This is a genomic window from Parachlamydiales bacterium (assembly GCA_041671045.1).
In the GTDB taxonomy this organism is placed as follows: Bacteria; Chlamydiota; Chlamydiia; order Chlamydiales; family JABDDJ01; genus JABDDJ01.
Genome location: JBAZCF010000015.1, coordinates 1 through 25,386, shown reverse-complemented (window position 1 = coordinate 25,386; position 25,386 = coordinate 1). Strand labels below are relative to the sequence as shown.

Genomic DNA, 25,386 nt, shown 5'->3' with positions numbered 1-25,386 from the left:
CCTACAGAAGTACCACAGCGCAATAGCTGTTTACCTAATACTTGAGCTTCGACTGTTTGGGGGATGAACGTAAATAGCTTAATGATTCGGAGAGCAAAGGATTTGGTTCTAGTTGATAGATCTGTCATCAACTTTAGCCTTTATCCTTTCTATTTTATACTTTGAAATGGTGGGGGCGGTTGGACTCGAACCAACGGAGACGTGAGTCGAGGGATTTACAGTCCCTTGCAATTGCCGCTATGCGACACCCCCGAGAAAAAGTGTGCTGACAGTAGGAATTGAACCCACAACCGTCCGATTACAAGTCGGGTGCTCTACCAATTGAGCTATGTCAGCGTAAGAAGATCATGGCCTAGACAATACCAAAGTAGGCTTTTTCTAGGCAACAGATAAAAACATCTACTTTTAAGTATTTGATATTAAGCCGTTTTTGTTCTAGAAATGCGTGTTTTTCTAACGATGAAACCTAAGAGAATTCCTGTAGAACGCATGAATTTACGTACGAAATAGAGGATATCTTTCCATGTTAGATGTTCAACACAGTTTTGACAGATATTACGTACGCTAGCCATCCAGAAGCCTGTGAGGATACGAGTCCAGGAACCTGTTAAACGAGTGTAGTAAATGGCGCGGCGTGTTTTACGACCGGCCTTGGTTTTGAGGTTTGCTAAGAAAGCAAAGGGCTTCCATTTCTTATCTGTTAGCTTAGGGATGGATGGAATTTTGGAGCGGAGTGTTTTAAGAAGCTTTTGGACGCGTTTTGTAAAACGTGTTGCAATGCGTATAGGGGCTTTAACCCAGCTAACGAATCCGGAAGGTAGAGAAAAAGAGGGGATGAACTGCTTAAGGGAAGGGAATTTTAATCCTTTCGATAGCGCTTTGAATTTGTTGGTTACCTTTTGCCTTAAGTTTTGAATTCCTGTTTTTGCATTACTAAACTTTTGGACTACTCCTTGCCACTTGGACGTGATTGCATTTACAAAAGTGGGTATGCCGATGAAGTTGCTAAATTTAACCGCAGATTGGGTGATACTTTCTTTGACAGCATTGTTGAAGCGTTTTACTCTTTCTGTTTGCTTATGTATAAACCGTTTACAGGCATTTGTGATTGCTTCTTGGCGGACTTTGATTCTTTTTGCAATTCGTTGGATAAATTTTGTCGCGCGATCGACATGAGGGAAAACATAGGCTTTATATAAGTCATAGATTGTTTTCTTTACTGCATCGGTAATACGGCGGGGCAGGCCCGTTACGAATTTGTAGGTGCGATAGATTTTCAATGCCGTATTGACAATTGCTTGGCGCCAAGGAGCTAATGGTTCATCTGTAGTTAAGCGGCCGTACACAAGTCGCGTCGTTTTATTTTTTGCAGTTTCCGCAACTTTTTTTAACTTTGTGCGTACTCCTTTATTTAATTCTGATAGCCATTCTTGTAGCGAATTCTTTTTTTCTGCAGCTTTTTCTTTAAGCTGATTCCATAAAGCCTTCATTTTTTTAAACGGATGTTTAAGAATGACAAGCAACCCTTTAAAATTTGTCAGCGTCTTAAAGATCCGGCTTTGTTCCCGCTTCAGCACTTTAACTAATTGCTGCATTTGTCTAAAAAATAGCATAGCCCATTCTTGCATGGGGCGAAAACAATGCTTTAACGCATTTCCTAAAAGCTGGCAGGAGTTGGGTATAAGTTGTGTGGCGACCCATTTAGGGAAGCTATAAGCGATAAGATATGTGGGTACGGCAACAGCCATAAAAACGAATTTCCCTGCTCGCGCTACAACGGGTAATTTATCTTGGGTAATGCCCCCGGCATTGATTTGCAGACGATTGATTATCTCTGCATCAATCTTTTCCTGCGAAGATTCGAGCGTATCCTTTGAACGGACTGTCATCGAACGGAAAACTTCTTCAGGATCTTTCAATTTATTAGCTGTGAAAGAGCTGAAACGGTCCGCCGAGGCGTCATATCTAGAAATCGAATCGTGGGACATTAAACCTCCTTTTGAAATATTAATTATAAACCACGAATGTAAATTTTTTATTAAGATACAGGGTATTCACACCCAGGACGGGAGAATTTTCAGCGTAGTTTATCTTTGGGCTTATCCGCAAGAAATTGTACATTATGCGAGTTAGGATGCAATAGATAGTTGCGCATATAGGAAAAATCCCTTAAACTACTTAGCGTTGTCAATTAAGGAGCACAGCAATGGTTCGTATCAGCAAGCAAAATGAACGCCGCCAGAAAAGCCCCCGTAGGCACAAAAAACCTATGAAGAAAACAGGCCCATTGAAGGATAATCTGTCTATAGGTTATAAGCCCCATGCAAACGCATTGGAAGGGGATTTGGCAAAATTAATGTTTATTCCCAAATTGGGTTAATTTTAACACGGCAGGATAGAGAAAATGTCCAGACATCCAAGCTTTGGAAAAGCAAGTAAATCAGTAAAAAAACGCAATGTACTTAAGCGTTTTGAGCGTGTTGACGCTCTGAAAAAATTAGGCCATTGGGACGAAAAGACCCAAAAACGCGTCACCGGTTTGCCAAAAACAAAAGTGGCATAGTCATTCCATTAAGGATTGAAAAATCATATTTGGAAAGAAAAGAGGTTTATTATTTGAGTTGTAGGCTGCTTTTAAAGATGCCTCATTAAATAATAAACCTCTTTTTGCTCTTCCGCAATCTCCTCATTATAAGATTATTATGGATATAAACAGCGTTACGATCGATGTTGTCGATGAACAGAACGATTTCGTTATACAGCCGGAACAGGTAAAAGCTATAGTTAAGGAAGTGGTACTCTTTGAGGGTCAAAGATTTAACGAAGTGGCAGTGTTTTTTATCACCAATGAAAAGATGTGTGAAATGCATGCAGAATTTTTCGACGACCCATCACCTACAGACTGCATCTCATTACCTATGGATGAAGAAGAAGGCGACGGTTATCGTCACCTGGGAGAAATTTTTGTCTGTCCTTTTACCGCTAAAGAATTCGTTTCGTTACACGGAGGCTCTTGCGAAGAAGAGGTGACTTTATATATTGTGCATGGATTACTTCATCTTATGGGGTATGACGATATTGACGAAACCGACGAAGCAGCTATGCGTACTGCAGAAGCTCGTCATTTAATGCATTTGAAGGAGAGGGGACTTTGTCTTTCATCACTTTAGCTTTAGCTACAGTTGTGTTGTTGATTGGTACGTTTTTCTTGTCCCTCTTCAGTACCGCATTTCGAAGAGTCCATAAAAAAAGTTCGCAAAAGTTACTGAAAAGTATTGGAAACCGCTTTTTCTATCGATCTATCCATAATACATTTTTCGATAAACATGAATATGAAGGCATTTTCTTCGGTATTATCTGTACTCTGAATGTGATTCGTTTTGCCTATGCTGCCTTCGCTATCCTGCTGATGGTGGATCTGGGAGTATTTCCTATCGAAAAGATCGTCAATGCCGAACTGCCCCAAGACTCTTTGTCCTTATTCTGGGGGATTATTCTCCTTCTTGTCTTCGTGATCGCTTCCTTTTTAGTGGGCGATTATATTCCTCGCGTACTGGGAACCCGCTCCTCCGAGTGGGCCTTACGCTTTAGCGCGCCCATCGCAAGCTTTTTCATGACGCTTGTCTTTCCGATTACTTTTATTTTCTTGACCGTCCTGCAAAAATTGTCCCGCTCTGTCTACTTTGACCATTTGCACGAGCCTACAGCTCAAACGAAGCAAGAAATCATCGACATGGTCCAAGAGACGGATATGACGGATAGCCTGGATAATCAGGATAAAAAGCTCATTTCCTCTGTCCTTAAGTTTAAAGAACATTTAGCACGTGAAATTATGGTTCCGCGTGTCGATGTTTTTGGAATTACTGTGGAGACGAGTATTAAAGATGCGGCCAGTGCGCTGCATGGAGAAGGGTATAGCCGTGTTCCAGTCTACAAGGGTAATCTGGACAATATCATCGGCATTCTGATGTATAAAGATGTCCTCCAAAAATACATGGAATATGAGCAAAGTGGTAATGACGAGAAAATTCTCGCTGCTTCAGTCGAAACTATCATGAAAGCGCCATTATATACTCCCGAGACAAAGAAAATCTCCAACCTCCTGCAGGAATTCCGTAAAAAACAGGTTCACATTGCTATTGTTGTGGATGAGTATGGCGGGACTGAAGGTTTAGTTACCATTGAAGACATTCTAGAACAGATTGTAGGTGAAATAGCTGATGAATATGATGAGGAAGAAGAATCCTTTTTCACTCAAACGGAAGGCGGCTGGATCGTTGACGCTAGAATGAGCATCATGGATGCTGAAGAGCAATTGGGGATCAGAATTCCACAAGATGGGGATTACGATACTATCGGCGGCTATATCTATCACGTGGCCGGAACGATTCCATCGCGAGGTTTCGCAATCCATCATGATGAATTTGAGCTTGTAGTACTCCGTTCCAGCGAGCGCCTAGTCGAGAAGGTACGCATCAAGCCCACACCTGGGTCTGAACTGGATGAGTACGACGAGGAGTAGGCCTTCTAGGTAAGGATGAAACCCTCTAAGTCTTCGTCCGGGATATTCTGAGCTGTTGCTTCGGTTTTCGGCTTTGAATATTCCGGAATCGTGTGTTTAAGCCAACCATCGCTTTTGCTAATAGTCACCATTTTAGCTTCGTATGCTAAACGTAATTCTTGTTTAATCTCTTCTTCGTACTGGGCTCTGTTTTTCTCAAGAAGCTCTTTTTTGATTCGGGCTTCAATATCTTCTAAGACTCTTCGATTGCTTGAATATTTAGTATATAGTGCTTCAATGATATGGCTTCCGTCACCTTCTGCACGTAAGGTAATTCTTCTTTTTGTTTCGTCGGTAACTTTCAATTTCATTTCTTCTAAATTAGTTATCAAGGTAGGAATATATTCTTTCTCTGCCTTCTCTTGAAATAGGAGTCCTGGCAGGGTAGAGGATTGATACTTATTCAAAATATGCAGGAGAATAATATCATCCGTTTCTTTTGCATGACTTTCTACGAAATTCATAAAACTACTTCCATCCAAATCAACCTTTGCAAAGGGAATTAACAGTTTACCGAGTCTTGGGCAGCAACGGACTAAATCAACACACGCTGTAGCTAAAAGCTTTTTTTCTGCAAACCAAGGTACATTAGAAGATAGAGTGAAATATAAGAGCTTATTAAAGTAGGCGTCGACCTGGAATCGCACTTTTTCCGCACGTGAGTACATGTTATTTTCGATGAGCCTTAAAATATTTCTGAGGATTGTATAGGCTAAGCTTAGATGACAATTTACTGGAGATGTAAGTAAGAGCAAATTATCTTTGAATATCTCATAAGGAAGATCTGATTTACAGGAGGTTAAAAAAATTACAGTATCTAGGGTTTCTAGAGCTTCTATAAAATAATATTTTGCAAGGAATTGCCTCCCTTTGAGGAGCTCCACTAGTGATAGCTTGCATAACAAGGAAGAATCTTTTCTAACGATGACATAAAGAACAGCATGGAAAATTTGCTCAGTAAGAACGGAGGTATCAAGTTTAAAACCCATTTGTTTTTTACTTTCCGAACTCATCACACTATATACTTGAATATCATCCCATATGACATAACCGAGAAAAAGAAACTCTCCTATAAAAGGGCAAAGTGGATTGGGCTTCATTCGATTTTTTATTATCTGTGCAAAATCATCCCAAGCTTTTTGTTCAGGGATGATCTTAAGCAGGTCCACTATAGGAATTTCCGTGGGTGGTTTAATGCGGGAGGCTATACTAGCATCTTGAAATGATATCTCTCTATAGGCATCCATCGCTATTTCGACTACACCATACCCCGACGGGACAAAATGTGATTCCCGTAATTCTTTGGGTAAAAATGCTAAATGCGTGTTAACACGAACATCTTGCGTAGAATAGCGTATTTTTATCTGTTTTCTTAAGATGACTTCAATCAGTTGCAATAGGAAGGGTGCACCTTTTCCTGATACAATCATTTTTCCTAATGGTTTGCTTATAGTGGGTTCTCTTTTCAGTGAGTAAAAGATTTCGTAACAAACTTCTAAAACTTTTCTATGAAAATAGTCTGTTAGTTTGGTTTTATTACAATTAATGTCTATTTTCTCAATTTGATTGTAATATGAGTTTAGTAGTGATTCAGTTAACCTAGTTGTATTATCATCGAAAATAAAAGGTAGTGCTGACACAGAAGTAGTTTCAACGCCTTTTGCACCCATATGCACCTCTTAGAACTTAAATTCTATATATTAACAATATTTGTCTCTAGAGTATACTCCTTTCTTATTCAGTTGGAGTTGTAAATGCATTTAATTCGATATATATTTCTAGTGTGGATTTGTTTGCAATCCCCCGTAGAGGGGGTTCTTTCAATCGACGATTTAATAGCTACTTCTACAGACAAAAAGAAGGAAGAATGGGAACAGCCCCAAAATCCTGCAACCCTCAATCCTAGTTGGTGGGATTATTATACTGTAGGGGGAGAAGACTTAGAAAAGAGAATAAATGCTTCTAAAGACTATTTCACCCATTTAAGTGACATTGCTCCGGAAGAAAACCGTGAAGAGATCAACGGATATATTCAGAAGATCCTTATTAATTTAGATGCGCTTCCAAAGCTTCGTGCACAAACAATACCGAAATTTCAACCCACACCTTTTCTCGATGAATACACTTTAGACCAGCTTCTAGATATTGTATCTAAAAGGAAACAGCTGGAAGCATTGTCCTCTGAAGAATCTAAGGAGCTTCAACAAGATCAAGATAGAGCAAAAAAGGTCAAACACCACATTGATGTACTATTAGCAGGCTATATTGATTTGAAATCACAAAATGTTCAGAAAGAGATTGCTGGCCTTGAAATGATGTCTCTGCGGATCGCCTTGGCTATTTCCGAGGAAAATATTCGTTTAATGGGGGAAAGGACAGCGCAATACCATGATGAGATTGTCCATCTAAAAAATGAGACTGCCTATGCAAAAGGGCGCTTGAATGTAGGTTCCGTAAATATTTCTCAACTGAATAAAGATTTAGCCATCGCACAGGATACGTTGAAGCATGCTCAAGATTTAGCATTGAACTCTGAAATGAATGCTTTGGGTATAGTAGGGGATGATCATCTAGAAAGAGCTGTCAACTTTATGCAGCTGCAGAGGTCAGTTCTAGATAACGCTAAAGAGGCATTAGCTCAGGCGAATGTGATTTTTATCAGTGCCAAACGTGCGCTTGTTCATTTGCTGGAGGATTCTGCAGAAGCTCCCCAAAATGAATTGACAGAAGATTTGACCGCCTGGCAGGGGGAACTTAAGTTTATCAAAGATCAGGTAGAGGACTGGATAAGTAAAACGGAACAAGAGAATGACCGCTCAATGCTGCCCATTACGCTTGCTGAAGATGCTCCTCTAGCTCAAGTAAAAGAGAAGGACAGAATCCAGCAGTTACGAACGAAAACTGTTCAAGAAACTATTGAGGTCTTAAACCAGCTTAAATTGAAGCTTAACTTTGATGAGTTGTTGATCAGAGATATCAATGAGAGAATGCAGAAAAAAGAAGGAGCAGCTTTTTCATGGTTCTATGCTGTGTTAGGGTTTGTGGAGGAATGCTGCCAACCTATCTACGGATGGTTGTATACGCCTTTGCTTAAAATTGGCGGTGTACCTTTAACAGTCGTTAGCTTGCTAAGGCTAATTCTAATTATAGGTTTAACCTACGGTTTATCCTTATTGCTGAGAAGGATTTTAAATAGAGCTAATAAAAGTAAAATGCATATGACGGATGCTTCCGTGTTTATTATTGACCGTATGGTGCATTATCTGGTGTTGATCATTGGATTTGCTTTAGCATTAGCATCTATAGGTTTAAGTTTAAGTAGTTTAGCGATAATTTTAGGCGCGTTGAGCGTCGGTATCGGATTCGGCTTGCAGAATATTGTGAACAACTTTTTCAGCAGCCTCATCATCATGTTTTCTCGCACTCTTAAAGTTGGCGACGTCATAGAAATAAATGATAACAGCTATGGCCAGGTAACAGCAATCAATGTGCAGAACACTGTGATCCATACAAATGACGGAATCGATGTTGTCATTCCTAACTCGGAGATAATGAGCAGCCGCCTAGTGAACTGGACATTGAATGATAACTTCCGCCGTGTGCACATTCCCTTCTCCGTAGCTTATGGCACAGATAAAGAACTTGTGACAAAAGCCGCCATAGAAGCAGCTGAAAAGGTTCCTTGCACAGTGAAAAATGCTTCGTATGTGAAGGAACCTCAAGTTTGGATGGTAGGATTTGGCGACTGTGCCATTAATTTTGAACTCGTTGTCTGGGTCAACGTTTATGGGTTTGGACATAGAGGTTCCATGAAAGCTTCCTATCTTTGGGAATTAGATAATGCCTTAGCTAAGTACAAAATTGTCGTACCTTTTCCACAACGCGAAATAAAAATCATTAGAGCTAGTGATCTAAATGACGATGAATTACACAAAGTCGTACCGGTAGAAGGGCTTGGCATTAAAAATGCAAATTAAAGAGCGTAAATGGAGGGTTTTATGAAGAAACTACTTTTATTGATCCCCATAATGCTCTTAGTTGGAACTTTAAATGCGCAAGAATTCGGCCCTCCTGGTCCACAAGGAATGACTGGTCCGATGGGTCCAGCAGGCCCTCCTGGTCCACAGGGGATGACTGGTCCGATGGGACCTGCCGGCCCTCCTGGTCCTGCCGGCCCACGAGGAATTCCTGGTCCGATGGGGTTATCTAGTTCAGGTGGTGCAGACGGCAATTCAGCTAGGTCTATTTCCCTGCCTGAAAATGCTGAAGGATCAATGTTAATTCTTACCGGTCTTATCGATGGCTCCAAAAAAGAAGGCGAAGGACCTGGGTACTCCTATGCTGAAATAGAAGCAGAAAATGCTGCGCCTAACGAAGATGGTAGCACGGGACCAAAGCGATATAAAATCACTTTCAAACAGATGGTTTTACCGGTGGTTATTTTAGCTCCTGAACCCAACACTCTTGAGGATGAGAAACATGTGGTTATCACAGAACGTCATCCTTCGGAATTGATCATCGCGGCTTCAGATGGCATAGAATTTATCTATTTCACTGCGATGGAGACAATCGGTAAATAAGTTCTTTACCTCTGCATTTTTTATTAGCTGCAGAAGTTTAAATGCATTGATGTTTCCAATTCCTTATTCAATATTCTTTCATCTATCATTTCTTTCTAAAATGATAATTTCAGGTTGCACCCTTTGAAAAAATATTTTACAAATAGCGATGTTCTATCTTAGGAGATTTACATGCTATTAAGAATTATTTACACACTATGTGCAGTACTGCTTTGTGCCTGCAGCGGATCAGACAATGTTGTCAAAGGTTCCGGAAAAATTGTTAAAACAGACCGGACAATGAATGAGTTTACTAATATTGAATTGATCGGCACAGGTACTCTGGTGCTGAAACAGGGAGACAAACCTGCTCTTACTATCGAAACTGACGACAACCTAATAGAATATATTAGAACAGATGTAAGCGGTGGTACTCTTTATATTGAAGTTTTGAAAAATGCTACTCTATCGCCCTCAAAAGGGTTACTTTATTTTGTTACAGTGAAAGACTTAAATTCTGTTAAAGTTTCAGGCGCTGCCGTCCTAAGGACATTAGGAGAAATTGAATCCAATGCGTTAACTGTTTCACTTTCTGGCGCAGGCACTTTGAATATGACTGTCGATGCTAAAGAATTAAATGTACAGATATCCGGCACCGGCGACGCCATCTTCAAGGGTGAAGCTAAACAAGAGAAAATTGATGTCTCTGGCGCAGGAAGCTTTAAGGGCTTTGACCTTGTATCAAAAAACGCAAGTGTTTCCATGAGTGGCGTGGGCAATGCGGAAATTAATGCTTCTGAAGCATTAAATGTGGAAATATCAGGCGTTGGCTCTGTCTTGTATAAGGGCACGCCATCACTAAAGCAAAACATTACCGGTGTAGGTGCAGTTCGTCACGCTGAGTAGGAGGGCCGTTAATGAATGACGAAAGCAAATTGCTGAGTTCGCCTAAGGACCCCTCACAAAATTTTATGGAGCATCTTCCGCTACCTTTGGATGCATTTTTTCAGCCAAAGTCAGTGGCAGTCGTTGGTGCCAAAGATGATGTGGGGAGCGTCGGGAGAACGATGATGGCCAATCTGCTCTCGGGGGGATTTGACGGGGAGATCTACCCCGTCAATCCCAAACGATCAGAAGTCCTCGGTAAAAAAAGCTATCCCACAGTAAAATCTATCCCTGCACAAGTCGATCTCGCAGTCATTATCACACCGGCATCCACAGTTCCTAAAGTCCTTGAAGAATGTGCAGAAGCAGGCATAAAAGCTGTAATAATTATTTCTGCCGGATTCAAAGAATTAGGGGATGCAGGCTTGGCCTTGGAAAACCAAGTTTTGGAAATCGCTTCACGGAAGGGTATACGCATCATCGGACCTAACTGTCTAGGTGTAATGAACCCTGTATATGGGTTGAATGCCACCTTTGCCAAAGGAATAGCTCAGCCCGGCAACATTGCTTTTATAAGTCAGTCAGGGGCTATGTGTACTGCTGTACTGGATTGGAGTTTTGAAGAACGTGTAGGTTTCAGCGCTTTCGTTTCCATAGGTTCCATGGCCGATGTAGATTGGGGCGATCTCATCAGTTACCTAGGGGCTCAATCTTCCACTCGCAGTATATTAATTTATATGGAAACAATAGGGGATCCCCGTTCTTTTTTATCTGCTGCGCGTGAAATTGCCTTAGAAAAGCCCATCATCGTAATAAAGCCCGGCCGCAGCGCACAAGCTGCCCACGCAGCAGCTTCCCATACAGGTTCATTAGCAGGTAGCGATGAGGTCTTTGATGCAGCGCTGGAAAGGGTAGGAGTATTGCGCGTTAATACGATTAGCGAACTTTTCAGCATGGCCTCCGTCTTAGCAAAACAACCTAAGCCTAAAGGACCGCGTCTCTCTCTAGTGACAAATGCAGGAGGTCCCGCTGTACTTGCTACCGATGCCACAGTGATTAGTGGGGCGGAGTTGGCTGTACTTAACCCCAAAACTATTTCGGCTTTAGATAAATTCCTTCCGGTCGCGTGGAGCCACGGAAATCCTGTCGATATTTTAGGGGACGCACGGCCTGAACGTTACAGTAAAACGATGGAAATCTTAATCAACGACGATGCGACAGATGGAATACTTGTCATTCTTTCGCCGCAAGATGTAACTGATCCGATAGGGACGGCAGAATGTTTACGTCATTATGGAAAAGGATCTGCAAAGCCAATTCTTGCGAGTTGGATGGGCGGAGCAAGCGTCAGGCCAGGTGCTGAGATGCTGAATAAGTCGGGTATTCCTTCCTTTGAATACCCTGACGAAGCTGCGTGGACTTTTGCCACTATGTGGAGATATAGCGACCACTTAAAAACACTTTACGAGGTTCCTGCGCTGCGTAATACGGAAATCAAAGATGAAGCACGCAATGCTGTAAAGGCAATTATCGATAAGGCGCGCCAAGAAAAAAGGACCCTTTTAAATGAATATGAATCAAAAAATATTTTGGAACTTTATAAAATTCCGTGCGTTGAGACCCGTATTGCAAAAAATGTCCAGGAGGCTGTAGAAGCGGCCCGAACAATGCCTTTTCCTTACGTAGTCAAGCTATTTTCACACACCATCACACATAAGACTGAAGTGGGGGGTGTTAAGCTTAACCTTAAATCAGAAAAAGAAGTGGAAGAAGCCTTCAATGCTATATTGCAGTCGGTCACAGAGAAGGTGGGAAAAGAACATTTTGAAGGGGTGACAGTCCAACGGATGATTCCCCGCGACGGCTACGAAATAATTCTGGGTAGTTCGACAGATGCTCAATTCGGCCCCGTACTACTTTTTGGCACAGGTGGTCAGTTAGTAGAAGTGTATAAGGACAGTGCGTTAGGGCTTCCACCGCTGAACACAAATCTTGCCCGTCAGCTTATGGCCAAAACAAAAATTTATGAGGCTTTGAAAGGAGTGCGGGGACGCAAGTCAGCTGATATGCCATTGTTAGAGAAGGTTCTAGTGTCTTTTTCCCAGCTAGTTGTAGAACATAAGTGGATCAAAGAATGTGATATAAACCCTTTGCTGATAGGTCCGGAGCATCTTATAGCCGTAGATGCGCGAATTTTACTGCACGATTGCGAAGAAAAAGACATTCCAGCATTAGCGATCCGTCCTTATCCCATCGAGTATATCTCGAAAGCAAAATTAAAAAATGGCACAGAAGTCTTAATCAGGCCTATCCGTCCAGAAGATGAGCCAGCTATGGTAGTCTTTCATAGGGAACTTTCAGAAAACAGCGTTAGGCAGCGCTACTTTGAATTCATCAGTTTAGATAAAAGGGTTGCCCACCAGCGACTATCCCGTATTTGCTTTACAGATTACGACCGTGAAATTGCATTAGTCGCTGAAATGGAACACCATAAACAAGGCTCTCTCTCTATCATCATGGGTTTTGCCCGGATCTCACGCTTAGCAAACCGTGAAGAAGCTGAACTCAAGATGATCATTGCCGATGCATACCATAATAAAGGCCTAGGAAATCTCTTCATCACTCGACTGCTTGAAGTTGCTAAGCAGGAAAATATCAAACGAGTGTTCGCTCTTGTCCTAAGTGAAAATGAAGGGATGATCCATCTTTGTCAAAAGAAGGGGTTCAAAAGAATTCCTCATCCAGATCCGCTCCTTACAAATCTAGTGTGTAATTTGTAAAATTCAGCTATCGTCTTTATTTCTATAAGTTTCAGATGGCAGAAACAATATAAAAATTATTATTATGATAATATTGGGAGTGTACCACCATGGAGAAATCGATGGAAATATTACTAAGTATTTTGATCAGTGCAATTGCAGTATTTGTAACTGCTTACATCCTACCAGGTATTGCTCTGAGCGGCTTTGGAACAGCTATCGTATTAGCGATCGTACTAGCCGTAATTAATTCATTTATTAAGCCTGTTCTAATTATTTTGACATTACCAATCAACATTTTGACTTTAGGTTTATTTACCTTTGTCATCATGGCGCTTCTTGTCATGCTTGCGAGTGCTATTGTTCCCGGCTTCTATGTTGCAAGTTTTTGGTGGGCGCTACTCTTTGCTATTGTGCTAGCAGTAGTAAACAGTGTATTAGGGGGTTTTAAGATGGTTTGATTATGCAAAGTTTTCGACGAGAGCCTATCAATCTCTCCCACCAGAGTCTACTCCATAACCTCTTCTGGAAGATGGATATAGCTTTGTCCGAGAATACTTTTGCAAACGTCTACCTTTTCCGGGAAAAACACCGGTATGAGGTTTTGATCGGAGACCATCTCTACATTAAGGGCACTCACCATGATAACGCTTCGTATATCATGGTGACGGAGCCCATCTATCAACTTCCTAAACTAGAAATCCTCCAACTTCTTACTGAAGTAGACTTCCTTTATCCTATTCCGTTAGCCTGGAAATCCTACTTCTCACCGGACATTTTTAGCATCGAAAGCAAGGATGAAGATAAGGATTACGTTTTTACATTAGAAAAAATGCGCCGCTATCCCGGAAGGAAACTGAGTGGAAAACGGAACCTCGTAAAAAATTTCTTAGAGAATAATACTCCCATTGCAGAAGTCTTAACTACTAAACACATCCCTGCAGCAAAACAAATTCTTGAAGAATGGAACAATTCACTTGAAGAACCCCAAACAACAGACTACGACGCTTGCATGGAAGCTCTAGACTTATGGGGGAAAATCGACTGCCTTAATGGAAGAATTTATTTTATTAATGACAAACCGGTAGGCCTCATCATCGGCAGCTTGCTTAATCCGCGCTGTTATGTGATTGATTTCATGAAAGGCAACAAAGCGTATAAAGGTTTATACCAATACTTGTACCAAGACTGCGCCCTACATTTGTCAGATGTCATTGAATACATAAATTTAGAGCAGGATCTGGGAAAACCCCAACTGGCCCAAGCTAAACACTCTTACGAACCTGATTGTTTTTGCTCTAAGCTGCGTATCTCTTTGGTACCCGGAGTTAAAGAGAAAATCATCTCTGGAATCGCCATTTCTAATATGGCTTGGGAAGGAAATGTCGAAGATGTTCTTTGCTGATAGATAAAATTGCTATCCTAAGCTAAAGTGATTCCAAAAGGAGAACAAAATGGCCAATAGACGACCAAAAATACTAGCCTTTGCAGGCAGCCTCCGTAAGGATTCAGTCAATAAAAAGTTGATTCAGGTAGCCCAGAAGGGCGCAAAAGATGCCGGCGCAGATGTGACACTCATCGACTTGAAAGATTTTCCCCTGCCCATCTACGATGGGGATATTGAAGACAAAAACGGTCAGCCGGCAGAAGCCGTAAGGTTAAAGAAATTAATGATGGAACACGATGGTTTTCTCATCGCTTCTCCTGAATACAATAGCTCCATTTCAGCTGTTCTTAAAAATGCATTTGACTGGGTATCGCGTCCAGTACCGAATGAAGAGTATTTAATAGCCTTTAAAAATAAGGTTGCAGGTTTGCTGACTGCTTCTCCAAGTTATATGGGCGGCATCCGCGGCCTCGTTCATCTTCGTTCAATTCTAGGAAATGTCGGCACTCTAGTCCTGCCCGACCAATTTACTATTGCCAACGCCTATGAGGCTTTTGATGAAAATGGCAATTTAAAAGATACCAAGAAAAGGGACCATGCGCTTAAAATAGCTGCTGATTTGGCAAACATTATAGCCAAACTTCAAGCTGAACAATTAGCGGTAAGATAATCCTATTTCATGACAGTTCTTTTAACATGCAATGCAGTAAGCAAAGCTCATTCCCATACGGTCCTATTTGAATCACTGACAATCACAGTCAATCGGGGGGACCGTACGGGAATCATAGGTCCCAACGGTGCAGGTAAATCTACCTTAATACGCATGATTGCAGGCGAGGAAAAGCCTGATACCGGTGAGATTGTCTCCAGACAGTCCATTCGCATCGGATACGTACCGCAAATTGCCCACTATCCTGAAAAGGATGTCCTCCAAACAGTCATCGACGTTCTCGTTGCAGCCCACTATCTTCACACCGACGAAGAACGTTCTTTGGCAGCTGAAGTTATCCTGACGAAAATGGGCTTTACAGATATGTCAGAAATAGCTTCTAAATTATCAGGAGGCTGGAAAAAACGCCTAGACTTAGCACGCGCCCTCGTTCTGGATCCGGACGTCCTTCTCTTGGATGAGCCTACCAACCACCTCGATATCGCTTCCATTGTTTGGTTGGAAAACCTCCTGCTCCGCTCCAAAATTACATTCATACTCATCAGCCACGACCGACTATTCCTTGAGCGTGTAACTAACCGCATCATAGAACTTAACCGCGCCTTTCCTAAAGGACAGTTTTCTGTAGATGGCAACTATGCTGAGTTTTTAGAGCGCCGTGCAGACTTCTTAACCTCTCTTGAACAATATGAACAAGGTCTGCGGTCTAAAGTCCGCAACGAAGTGGCCTGGCTGCGCCAATCTCCTTCTGCCCGTACAACTAAGCAACAAGCCCGTATCAACCAAGCACATGCCTTGCAAGGTGAGCTGCAATCGCTAAAAGCCATTAAAACACGCCCCAAAGAAGAATGGCAGTTTGATAATGCCGGTCTGCAATCCCGTAGAATGGTGAGCGCCAAAAACCTTGCCAAAACGCTCGATGGAAAACAGCTCTTTAAAAATCTCGACGTATTACTTTCACCTGGTGTGCGCCTCGGTATAGCAGGAGATAACGGTTCCGGCAAAACAACCCTTTTGCGCATCCTTGCGGGTGAGCTTGAACCCGATCAAGGAAACGTTAAATATGCCGACGGTATCCGTATCGTCTACTTTGATCAGCACCGCGAAAAACTAGATGACAATCAAACTCTTAAAGATTGCCTAGCACCTAACGGGGATATGCTGGAATACCGTGGAAAACCTATCCACGTCAATGGTTGGGCTCGTCGCTTCCATTTTAAACAGGAGCGTATGCTGATGCCCGTCGGACAGCTTTCCGGTGGTGAAAGGGCGCGTATACTGCTTGCCAGGTTAATGCTCCAGCCTGCAGACGTCCTACTCTTAGATGAACCGACAAATGACCTAGATATTGAAACTCTCGAAGTGCTTGAAGAAAGCTTATTAGAATTTCCCGGCGCTGTAGTCCTTATCACGCATGATCGCAGAATGCTCGACAATGTGTCTACGCAGATCATAGGATTAGGTTGTCAAGAAGAGGAATACTATTTCGCCGACGTAGACCAATGGGAAAAAGCCAAGCAACGCGCACGAACAAAATCTATGAAGTCCGCTCAAGTAAAACCAGTCGAAGAATTGCCAAAAAAACCTGTTAAATCTAAGTTGTCTTATAAAGATCAACAGGAACTTACAGCAATTTCCGGTAAGATTGAAGCCGCAGAGAAGGAAGTTGCAAGGCTTGAAGGACTTTCTGAGGATCTAACTGTTCAAGCTGATTTGAAACAGCTAGAGCAAATATGCAATGCGCTTTCCGCCGCTCATAAACAGGTAGACTCCCTTTACCACCGTTGGCAAGAATTAGACAACCTATAACCTATCATTGGACCCAATGAGTGCTGCCGTGTGATGTCCACAAACATTACAGGCAGCCAAAACGTTACTAGTGACGTTCCCAAGGGAAAATAACCCTCCAGTCATTCTTCATACTGACCACCAACCATTGATTATTTTCTGCTTCCCGCATCAACTCATTTGAAAACGTCCCGATAGGCGATCCTTCTCCATAAGCATACTCGCGGACAGCATCATCATGGTGCACGAGCAACTCTAAACGCTTGCCTTTACCTGCCTGCGTCCATTCCAACATCTGCTGATCTCCTGTAGAGTTGCCAAATGCTGCGATAGGGCGTTTCCCGATGATTAGATTAATACCCTCAGGCTTGCCTTTTTTATCATCGACAAACAGCATTTGGGGTAGCTTAAGCAAGTATGGCTTACCTTCGTTATATTGATACTCCACTTTTCCTGTAGAGCCGATCACACGCTCAGTGGGAATGCCGTAAACCTCTTCGGAATATACACGGATAAATTCCTGTCCTCCGCCTGAAACGATATATGTTTTGAATCCGTAACGATGGAATAAATCGATGACTTCAAGCATGGGTTGGTAGATAAGGTCTGTGTAACGTCTCTTATAGCGTGGATGTTCAGCAGTTCTTAGCCAATCAGATATGAGGGTTAGATACTTATCGACACTCATCCCTGAATGCGTAATAGCTATGATCTGTGCAATTTCCTGGGGAGACAAATGCCTTAGCCTTTGTTCATTGCCAGTAACAATGGAGAGAAAAGGCTCTTTTCCTTTCCATTCGGGATGTTCAGGGGCCTGGAGTTTGATATTGTCCATTGCATACATCCACTCTGTATAAGCGGGCTGCTCCACCCAAAGTGTCCCATCCTGATCAAAGGTTGCGATCCTGTCCTGTGGATGGACGTAATTTGCCCCGCCCACGACTGTGACTTCCTTAACAAAATCAAGAATTGCAGTTTTGGTCTTACCCTCATTCCAAGAGGGCAGCGGATCTATATCAGCAAAAGCTTTATGCGATGAAATGAGACAGAGAAAAAGCGAAACAAGGATCAGCGAAACGGAGAATTTAATGCGCATTGCACACAGCCTTAGCTTAGAGTAAATAAACAAATACACTAATACCAAAGAGAAGAACAAAAATGAAGGGAAAGAAAAAAGATAAAGAAAAAAAAAGACATAAGGACACTAAGGCCTTATGTCTTTTAAAAAATACTACCAGCTAGATTTTGTTACACCAGGTAACAATCCATCATTGGCCATTTGTCGGAAGCATAGTCTGGAAATACCAAACTTGCGCAAGTAACCGCGGCATCTACCTGTAAGGGAGCAACGATTACGTAGGCGAATTAGTGAGGAGTCGCGTGGCATTTTATTTAATGCGACGCGTGCTTCATGTCTCTCTTCTTCAGAGATTTTTACATCCAAGCTGCGCTCGCGTAAAGCTTTACGCTTCTCGTACTTGTTTTTTACAATGCGCTCACGGCGCTTTTGTTTTTCAACCGATGACTTTTTTGCCATGACTTAAAGTTCCTTACAAAAATTCTATTTTTTCAGAGCAGGGCCTTTTTGGCGTTGCTTGCGGTTAGGGTCTTTTTTATTGATCACGTAAAGGCGTCCACGTCTCCTTACCAGCTTGTCGCCTTTGGATGGATCGGCCTTGACTGAGGCTCTAGTTTTCATAACTTACTCTCGTGTGCGATTTAATAAATGATACGCTATGGGATTTATACTTCAAATGAGTGTTTCTTTTCAATCGAATTATCATTATTGCAGATTTTTATGGGAATGTGTATGATAGCAGCACAAATCTTTGATACCATAAGGATCTATTGTGAAACGCACATACCAACCAAGTAAAAGACGCCGTAAGTCGGAGCATGGCTTCCGCAAGCGCATGAGTACAGCTAGCGGTCGTAAAATCATTAACCGTCGCCGTCGTGCTGGCCGTAAATTCTTAACTCGCGCGTGAGTTTGACCCATTACGCTTTCCCCAAAAGCCTGCGCTTGCGTAAGAGACGCGAATTTTATCGCGTCTCTTGCAAAGCAAGCAAGATAGGGGGGAAGCTTCTATATATCGATTACTCTCCCAATAATTCCACCACTACTCGTTTGGGTATTACAGTAACAAAACGCTACGGTAAATCCTATGAACGCAACCGCTTTAAAAGACTTGTCAGAGAGGCTTTTCGCTTAACCCAAGCAAAGCTGCCCGCAGGACTGGATATTATTGTTAAACCTAGAACGTATGTTAAAGATGCACCCTTATGTGCTATCCAGAATGAACTTGTCCTATTGCTCAAACAAGTGAGAGTGGTAGATGAACCTAGAGTTGGAGAGCCTTAATCTAGAGCAACGACGTGCCGTCACTCACGTAAACGGACGATTGCTTATTCTTGCCGGCGCCGGCAGCGGAAAAACCCGTGTCTTAACTATGCGCATGGCTTATTTGATAAGAAGTTGCGGAGTATCCCCCAAAAACATCCTCGGACTGACATTTACAAATAAAGCTGCCGAAGAAATGCGCCATCGTATGGGCAGTCTCATCGATAAGAAAAGTGCAAAACAGGTCACCTTATCTACCTTCCATAGCCTTTGCATGCAAATATTGCGCAAAGAAATACATCATTTAGGTTATACGCCCCATTTCAGCCTCTATGACGAAAAAGATCTACAGCGCCTAATTACCTCAATAATACGTGATATTACAGGTATTCAAGGGGAATTGCCCTCTTTGGAGCCCACCTTATATACCCTACAAAAAGCCCGCAACCAAGGCTTGCAACCGGAACAGATTCAAGGAACCGGTTCCGATTGGCACGATAAACTTTCTCAAGATCTCTATTCTAAACTCCAGGTAAGCCTTAGAGCCTATAATGCAGTCGATTTTGACCATTTGCTGACACTGACAGTAGAAATCTTTGAGCGATTTCCCGTTATACTAGACAAATATCAAGAGCTATTCCGCTATATAATGATTGACGAATACCAGGATACTAACCCCGTCCAATATCGCTTAGCAGAATTACTTTCCTCTAAATATAATAACCTCTGCGTAGTAGGGGATGACGACCAGTCCATCTACGGATGGCGTGGGGCTGATGTTTCAGCTATTTTGAACTTTAGAGATGCAGAAGTTGTTACCTTAGAACAGAATTATCGTTCAACCAACACTATCCTGAAAGCAGCCAATACTGTGATTGCACACAATAAAAATCGGCATGAAAAAGCTCTGTGGAGCCAGAAAGGGGAAGGACAGTCGATCGAGATCTTTCATGCACCGACAGCAGTGCAGGAAGCTGAAGCCGTTGTTGCAAGACTAAATACACTTCGTGAAAAAAGAAAACTCACATGGAATGACATTGCCATCCTATACCGTTCAAATTCCATTGCAAGACCCTTTGAAACAGCCCTGCTTAAACAATTATGGTGCGACAGCCAAGGTAAATGGAACAAAGGGATTCCTTATCAAATAGTAGGGGGTCAGGAGTTCTATCAAAGACGTGAAATCAAAGACTTGCTCTGCTATTTGCGCATTATCGTGAACCCGCAAGATCAAGAAGCTCTCCTACGCGTCATCAACGTACCCCGCAGAGGAATCGGAGAATCTACCCTTGATTTACTGACAGCATATAATAGAAAAACCGATGTCCCCTTGTGGCAGCTCATCGAGACAGTCATAGATCCTTTTACACAAATTCCTCTAGCGGAACAAATAGGATCTAAAGCCTTGGGCGCGCTAAACGCCTTCTTTCTAATGGTTCAAAGTGCGAAAGAGCTATTCAAAAAAGAATCCCTACCCGTAGCGATGCGATCACTTTTAGATACGATAAGATATAAAAAAGCGATTGAAGAAGAAGTCAAAAGTGAACAAATGCGCGCTTTCAAGTGGTCCAACGTAGAGGAATTCATACAGTCGATGGAAGAATTCTCTACTTCTCAAAATGATGTTGCAGAACGTTTTGATCAGTTAGTAAGTTTTGTGGCTAACACATCCCTAGATGATAAATGGGATAATTCAGAAGGAAATAATCGCAATGTAGAAGCGATAAAGCTCATGACATTTCATGGCGCCAAAGGACTAGAATTTCCGGCTTGCTTCCTGGTTGGATTGGAAGATCATATTATCCCCCATGAAAAAAGTCTTAAAGATACCGGGCTCGAAGAGGAGCGCAGACTTATGTATGTAGCTTTGACACGTGCAAAGGAACATCTAACAATTAGTATGGCTACTCAACGCTCGCGCATGGGAAAAGAAGAATCGTCAAAACCATCGCGGTTTCTATTTGATATCCCCAAAGAGCTACTTAAAGTCACCGACTGGGAAAACCCTATCCCGGATACTGTATAAAATGCCTTAAGTTCTTCTCAATTGAGATTGTATATTGTCGATTGCTAAAGCAATCTCAGGCTTTACAGTTACAGGAGCAACTTGATAGGATTGTTGAGCATATTTAAGAGCTTTATCTAATTTATTATTATCCAAAAAGACCTGTGAAATAAGCATTTGAATGCGCCAGATATTGTCCTGATCCTGCTGCTTAAATTTATCTATATATTCAACTAAAGGAGAGACAGCGACTTCCGGTGTATAATGATCTTTTTCAAGCTCTGAACACCAGGTCTCAAACTCAATTAAAGCAACATCATAATGAATATGCTGCGTATTATTCGGATCATTGTTAAGGAGAGCCGCTTTAATATTTTTTGCCTCTTCCGTATTAAGTTTACCTTCTTCCGCCATATGGCGGAAGGTTTCTTTCAGAAAAAACACATTGGACTTGTCTTCCAGTCCAATAGCGACGATAGCAGCTGCATCGCCCTCACGTTGTAAAGTGCGTGCCTTTTCATACAATTTTTGCAGTTCAAAAGGAGCAAGCTGCGATTTACCCAACTCAGCCACACGTTTTTGATAGCCGCGATAATCGGTGACCATTTTCATGAGGTGGTTGTAGTACTCTTTAGGTCCTCCCTGACGGTAGCCGGTAGAACCTATTTGCTTACCGTTATCATCCAATACAAAGATCGTCGGGAAACTTCTCACATCAAACTTCTTGCGAAGCTCTTTATTCTGGGCTGCAGTCGCAGGATCAATAGGGGAATTCAATGGAAAATCTAGCTTTACAAAGATGAACTGTTGCGCTGACAACTGAGCAAATTCACTAGTATTCAAGACTTCTTCCTCTAGACGTGTGCACCAACCGCACCAATCAGAGCCCGTAAAAAACAGAATAATATTCTTAGAAGAGGACTTTGCCTGTTCTAGTGCTCTCTCATAATTGGTTTGCCAATTTACGCCGCCTTGATTATGAGTCTGGGTTGCTTCACAGCGACAAAAGACAGTAACAAACATAATACAGCTGACAACAAAAGTCAGAAGTTTCATGATATCCCCCTAAAGTTATGTGTATTGTGAACCAAAGTCCACATTTGCAAAGTCATTGTATGTGGCCGCCCCCATTTTTGACTAGTCGAGGTTTTATATAATGAATAGTTACCCTTCGACCATTATCGTACGCCACCGCAGAGAAAACTTAAAAAAATGTAGTTTGCGTGGTTTAGAAAAACGCACAGATTGCAAATTTTATCGCTATCCTAATTTACAACTTCCCCCCGCAGCGGGATATATTGTCCTAGCTTTGGATGCTCCTGTTCTAACAATGGATGATGCAGACAAAGGTTTACTTTTATTGGATGCAACCTGGCGTTATAGCGGAAAAATGCTCAAATGGGCCTCTAAAATTCCCGCACTAATTTATAGATCACTACCGGATAATTTACGTACTGCCTATCCGAGGCGGCAAGATGATTGCTCCGATCCAGAGAAGGGGCTTGCTTCTGTTGAAGCGCTCTATGCGGCCTACAGAATTCTAGATAGACCCACAGAGGGTTTATTTGACCATTATCACTGGGGAAGTAATTTCGTAGAGCTTAACTACCCCTCATAGCTAACCTAAAGCACGTATTTCCATCACTTAAACTTAGCCAATGGCAGTTTTAACAATCAAAGGAATTTAGAAAGAAGTCTAGTAGTAAGGAAAATCACGTCCTTCCGCATACACTAAAATATTCTATCCTATCCCCCATCATTAAGGGTGACGATCAGGACACAATCACAGGTCAAATTCAATAAATCTAGTTTTTGTTGAAAATTAGGGATTGCTAAGCTAGCATAACTCCAATTGTTGGGGCGGTATATTTACATATCCAACACAACTATTGAAACTATATCCAATTTAAAGGAAAACACAATGTACTATGCGTACGCAGCATCGATAGCCTGCGGTCTCATCGCGCTCCTCTTTGGCGCTTGGACCATTCGCAGCATCTTGTCGCTAAGTTCGGGCAACTCCGAAATGCAAAAAATTTCTTCCGCTATTCAAGAGGGCGCGCGCGCTTATCTTAACAGACAATATCAAGCCATCTCCCTTGTCGGCATTGTCATCTGCGCTCTCCTAACATACTTGTTGGGCTGGCATACAGGTCTTGGTTTTGTTATTGGAGCTGTCCTTTCCGGTCTCGCTGGCTACATCGGTATGAACGTTTCTGTACGTGCTAACGTCAGGACAACCGAAGCAGCTCGCAAAGGATTGGCAGAAGCTCTCAGCGTATCTTTCAAATCCGGCGCAGTAACAGGCCTCTTAGTGGTAGGCTTAGCTCTACTAGGCATTCTTTCCTATTATTTAATCCTTAGAGAATTAGGGGTTACCGGCCGCGAACTTCTTGAAGCTCTAGTTGCATTAGGCTTCGGCGCGTCCCTTATCTCCATCTTCGCACGTCTTGGCGGCGGCATATTTACCAAAGGTGCTGACGTAGGTGCTGACTTGGTAGGCAAAATCGAAGCAGGCATTCCCGAAGATGATCCGCGTAACCCCGCTGTTATTGCTGATAACGTCGGCGATAACGTAGGCGATTGCGCAGGCATGGCCGCAGACTTATTTGAAACCTATGTGGTAACTATCGTAGGTACAATGCTCCTAGCCGGCCTGTATTTCAAAGGCGCTCTAATGGAGAAAATGCTGTTTTATCCACTTGGTATCGGTGCAGTCTGTATCCTCGCTACTATCCTCGGTACCTTTTTCGTCCGTCTCGGACCAAAAAAGGATATTATGAATGCCCTTTATAAAGGCTTCGTCGCTTCAGCACTATTCTCTATAATAGGCATTGCAGGAGTAACATACGGGTTGTTTGGTTTTGATGAACCTCTAACCGGCGCTGATCAAAAAGCTCAGTTCACTGTTACAGGTTTAAAACTGCTCTACTGTACAATCGTCGGATTAGGCGTTACCGGCCTTCTGATGTTGATCACTGAATACTACACGATGACAACACACCGCCCTGTGCGTAGTATTGCGCAAGCATCTACAACAGGTCACGGCACAAATATCATCCAAGGTATCGCCGTTTCGATGGAAGCGACAGCACTTCCTGTCATCGTTGTATGCGCTGGTATTTTGATCTCTTTCATAATCGCTGGCCTCTTCGGCATTGCAATCGCTGCTACTTCAATGTTAGCCCTTGCTGGAATGGTTATTGCGCTGGATGCTTACGGTCCTGTCACAGACAACGCCGGCGGGATTGCCGAGATGGCTAACCTTCCTCCTGAAGTGCGTCGTACTACAGACGCTCTAGATGCTGTAGGTAACACAACTAAAGCCGTAACGAAAGGCTACGCCATCGGATCAGCCGGATTGGCTGCCATCGTTCTTTTCGCTGCCTTTTTGGAAGACCTAACACATTACTTCCCTATCAACGAATGCTCTTTCAACTTGGAAAATGCTTATGTCGTCGTCGGCCTTTTTCTGGGTGGACTCATCCCTTACCTATTTGCTTCCATGAGCATGATGGCTGTAGGACGTGCCGCAGGTTCTGTCGTTGTTGAAGTAAGACGCCAGTTCAAAGAAATTCCAGGCATTATGGAAGGTACAGCTAAGCCTGACTACGGTAGAGCCGTAGACTTGCTTACGCGTTCTGCAATTAAGGAAATGATCCTTCCTTCGTTGTTGCCAGTTTTGGCGCCTATCCTTGTCTATGCCGTCATAGCTTTCACCATTGGTAAAACCGAAGCATTTGTGACGGTGGGTTCAATGCTGTTAGGCCTCGTTGTCACAGGCTTATTCGTAGGTCTTTCCATGACATCCGGCGGCGGTGCTTGGGATAATGCTAAGAAGCTCATTGAAGAAGGTAACTACGGCGGCAAGGGTTCTGAAGCCCACCATGCTGCTATTACAGGGGATACTGTCGGTGATCCATACAAAGACACTGCCGGCCCTGCGATAAATCCGATGATCAAAATCGCAAATATCGTCGCTCTTCTGCTTTTAGCAGTTCTTGCTTCCTAATTTTTCAGCGCGCCGCTAGAAGCGGCGCGCTGAGATAATCTCTGATTTTCAATACTTTCAGGAAAAATATCTCACCTAAAGAGAATTGCCCTTGTGATAAATTGGCTGAATTAGGTATGTTAGTCATCGTCTTCAGTAATGAACTGAATGACACTAGGAAGCTTTCAAGCTTCTACCGTTGTTTTGACAGAGTGAATCAGCTTATATATAATATATACACTTGTGCGGTGACGAAAGTCATCGTATATAACGTGTCTTGTTGAAACACAAGACACAAACAATCATATCAAGTTTTTTTAAATTTATTAAGAATTTGATCTTGGTTCAGATTGAATGCTGACGGCGTGGATGAGGCATGCAAGTCGTACGAAATAGAGGGGTAACTCTCTATTTAGTGGCGGAAGGGTTAGTAATACATG

General features: G+C 42.5%; 23 protein-coding genes, 2 tRNA genes and 1 rRNA gene. 18 read left to right on the top strand and 8 right to left on the bottom strand.

The features are described from left to right. Nucleotides 1-167: 167 nt before the first annotated feature. The 3 genes from WC222_12275 to WC222_12265 all read right to left on the bottom strand — a co-directional run bounded on the left by WC222_12275 (nt 168) and on the right by WC222_12265 (nt 1,988). A tRNA-Tyr gene (locus WC222_12275) sits at nt 168-252 on the bottom strand. A gap of 11 nt (nt 253-263) precedes the next feature. Further along, nucleotides 264-336, bottom strand: a tRNA-Thr gene (locus tag WC222_12270). 83 nt (nt 337-419) lie between these two features. After that, on the bottom strand, nt 420-1,988 hold the full coding sequence (locus WC222_12265) for a hypothetical protein (GenBank protein MFA6917164.1): 1,569 nt from the start codon (nt 1,986-1,988) through the stop codon (nt 420-422). Nucleotides 1,989-2,206: 218 nt separating this feature from the next. Here WC222_12265 and WC222_12260 point away from each other — a divergent pair, with 218 nt between their 5' ends. The 4 genes from WC222_12260 to WC222_12245 all read left to right on the top strand — a co-directional run bounded on the left by WC222_12260 (nt 2,207) and on the right by WC222_12245 (nt 4,522). Then, the gene (locus WC222_12260) at nt 2,207-2,380 is read left to right on the top strand and encodes a hypothetical protein (protein MFA6917163.1); all 174 of its coding nucleotides are present in this window, start codon (nt 2,207-2,209) and stop codon (nt 2,378-2,380) included. A gap of 24 nt (nt 2,381-2,404) precedes the next feature. Further along, nucleotides 2,405-2,563, top strand: a complete 159-nt coding sequence (locus tag WC222_12255) for a small basic protein (protein MFA6917162.1) — start codon at nt 2,405-2,407, stop codon at nt 2,561-2,563. Between the two features lie 139 nt (nt 2,564-2,702). Beyond that, nucleotides 2,703-3,170, top strand: a complete 468-nt coding sequence (gene ybeY / locus WC222_12250; GenBank protein MFA6917161.1) for an rRNA maturation RNase YbeY — start codon at nt 2,703-2,705, stop codon at nt 3,168-3,170. Further along, entirely contained in the window at nt 3,152-4,522 is a 1,371-nt protein-coding gene (locus WC222_12245) for a hemolysin family protein (protein MFA6917160.1), read from the top strand. Before ybeY ends, WC222_12245 begins: the two co-directional genes overlap by 19 nt. Before the next feature lie 5 nt (nt 4,523-4,527). On the opposite strand, the gene WC222_12240 is transcribed toward WC222_12245, so the two are convergent. Next, nucleotides 4,528-6,231: a hypothetical protein gene (locus tag WC222_12240; protein MFA6917159.1), complete on the bottom strand. Its 1,704-nt coding sequence runs from the start codon at nt 6,229-6,231 to the stop codon at nt 4,528-4,530. Nucleotides 6,232-6,315: 84 nt separating this feature from the next. On the opposite strand from WC222_12240, the gene WC222_12235 reads away from it, so the two are divergent. The 8 genes from WC222_12235 (at nt 6,316) to WC222_12200 (ending at nt 16,630) form a co-directional block, all read left to right on the top strand. Beyond that, the gene (locus WC222_12235) at nt 6,316-8,538 is read left to right on the top strand and encodes a mechanosensitive ion channel domain-containing protein (GenBank protein MFA6917158.1); all 2,223 of its coding nucleotides are present in this window, start codon (nt 6,316-6,318) and stop codon (nt 8,536-8,538) included. A gap of 21 nt (nt 8,539-8,559) precedes the next feature. Beyond that, nucleotides 8,560-9,141 carry a hypothetical protein gene (locus WC222_12230; protein MFA6917157.1) on the top strand — a complete coding sequence of 194 codons (582 nt, stop codon included), beginning with the start codon at nt 8,560-8,562 and terminating at the stop codon, nt 9,139-9,141. Nucleotides 9,142-9,312: 171 nt separating this feature from the next. Further along, nucleotides 9,313-10,026: a head GIN domain-containing protein gene (locus WC222_12225; GenBank protein ID MFA6917156.1), complete on the top strand. Its 714-nt coding sequence runs from the start codon at nt 9,313-9,315 to the stop codon at nt 10,024-10,026. 11 nt (nt 10,027-10,037) lie between these two features. Next, nucleotides 10,038-12,785: a bifunctional acetate--CoA ligase family protein/GNAT family N-acetyltransferase gene (locus tag WC222_12220; protein ID MFA6917155.1), complete on the top strand. Its 2,748-nt coding sequence runs from the start codon at nt 10,038-10,040 to the stop codon at nt 12,783-12,785. Between the two features lie 101 nt (nt 12,786-12,886). After that, nucleotides 12,887-13,225: a phage holin family protein gene (locus tag WC222_12215; GenBank protein MFA6917154.1), complete on the top strand. Its 339-nt coding sequence runs from the start codon at nt 12,887-12,889 to the stop codon at nt 13,223-13,225. 2 nt (nt 13,226-13,227) lie between these two features. Then, entirely contained in the window at nt 13,228-14,169 is a 942-nt protein-coding gene (locus WC222_12210; GenBank protein MFA6917153.1) for a phosphatidylglycerol lysyltransferase domain-containing protein, read from the top strand. A 49-nt stretch (nt 14,170-14,218) separates the two neighbouring features. Next, a complete protein-coding gene (locus tag WC222_12205) occupies nt 14,219-14,821 on the top strand; it encodes an NAD(P)H-dependent oxidoreductase (protein ID MFA6917152.1) in 603 nt (200 codons plus the stop codon). 9 nt (nt 14,822-14,830) lie between these two features. Then, nucleotides 14,831-16,630 carry an ABC-F family ATP-binding cassette domain-containing protein gene (locus WC222_12200; GenBank protein MFA6917151.1) on the top strand — a complete coding sequence of 600 codons (1,800 nt, stop codon included), beginning with the start codon at nt 14,831-14,833 and terminating at the stop codon, nt 16,628-16,630. Nucleotides 16,631-16,697: 67 nt separating this feature from the next. On the opposite strand, the gene WC222_12195 is transcribed toward WC222_12200, so the two are convergent. The 3 genes from WC222_12195 to rpmJ form a co-directional block, all read right to left on the bottom strand. Then, nucleotides 16,698-17,705, bottom strand: coding sequence for an HAD family hydrolase (locus WC222_12195; GenBank protein MFA6917150.1), 1,008 nt, complete (start codon nt 17,703-17,705; stop codon nt 16,698-16,700). A gap of 135 nt (nt 17,706-17,840) precedes the next feature. Next, nucleotides 17,841-18,146 (bottom strand): 30S ribosomal protein S14, encoded by a 306-nt coding sequence (gene rpsN, locus WC222_12190; GenBank protein MFA6917149.1) that lies wholly within the window; start codon nt 18,144-18,146, stop codon nt 17,841-17,843. 24 nt (nt 18,147-18,170) lie between these two features. After that, complete coding sequence (gene rpmJ, locus WC222_12185; protein MFA6917148.1) at nt 18,171-18,308, bottom strand: 50S ribosomal protein L36; 138 nt, start codon at nt 18,306-18,308, stop codon at nt 18,171-18,173. Between the two features lie 151 nt (nt 18,309-18,459). Between rpmJ and rpmH the strand changes: the two genes are divergently transcribed. From rpmH to WC222_12170, 3 genes are read left to right on the top strand one after another with little or no spacing between them, the layout of a single operon-like run. Continuing rightward, entirely contained in the window at nt 18,460-18,597 is a 138-nt protein-coding gene (gene rpmH, locus WC222_12180) for a 50S ribosomal protein L34 (protein ID MFA6917147.1), read from the top strand. Next, entirely contained in the window at nt 18,594-18,971 is a 378-nt protein-coding gene (gene rnpA, locus WC222_12175; protein ID MFA6917146.1) for a ribonuclease P protein component, read from the top strand. Before rpmH ends, rnpA begins: the two co-directional genes overlap by 4 nt. Next, nucleotides 18,946-20,976, top strand: a complete 2,031-nt coding sequence (locus WC222_12170; protein MFA6917145.1) for a UvrD-helicase domain-containing protein — start codon at nt 18,946-18,948, stop codon at nt 20,974-20,976. Before rnpA ends, WC222_12170 begins: the two co-directional genes overlap by 26 nt. 6 nt (nt 20,977-20,982) lie before the next feature. Here the strand turns inward: WC222_12170 and WC222_12165 are convergent, their stop codons facing one another. Continuing rightward, complete coding sequence (locus WC222_12165) at nt 20,983-22,011, bottom strand: thioredoxin family protein (GenBank protein MFA6917144.1); 1,029 nt, start codon at nt 22,009-22,011, stop codon at nt 20,983-20,985. A gap of 100 nt (nt 22,012-22,111) precedes the next feature. Between WC222_12165 and WC222_12160 the strand changes: the two genes are divergently transcribed. From WC222_12160 to WC222_12150, 3 genes are all read left to right on the top strand, one after another. After that, nucleotides 22,112-22,573 (top strand): hypothetical protein, encoded by a 462-nt coding sequence (locus tag WC222_12160; GenBank protein MFA6917143.1) that lies wholly within the window; start codon nt 22,112-22,114, stop codon nt 22,571-22,573. A gap of 303 nt (nt 22,574-22,876) precedes the next feature. Beyond that, complete coding sequence (locus WC222_12155; protein ID MFA6917142.1) at nt 22,877-24,967, top strand: sodium-translocating pyrophosphatase; 2,091 nt, start codon at nt 22,877-22,879, stop codon at nt 24,965-24,967. A gap of 301 nt (nt 24,968-25,268) precedes the next feature. Continuing rightward, a 16S ribosomal RNA gene (locus WC222_12150) occupies nt 25,269-25,386 on the top strand; the annotation flags it as partial.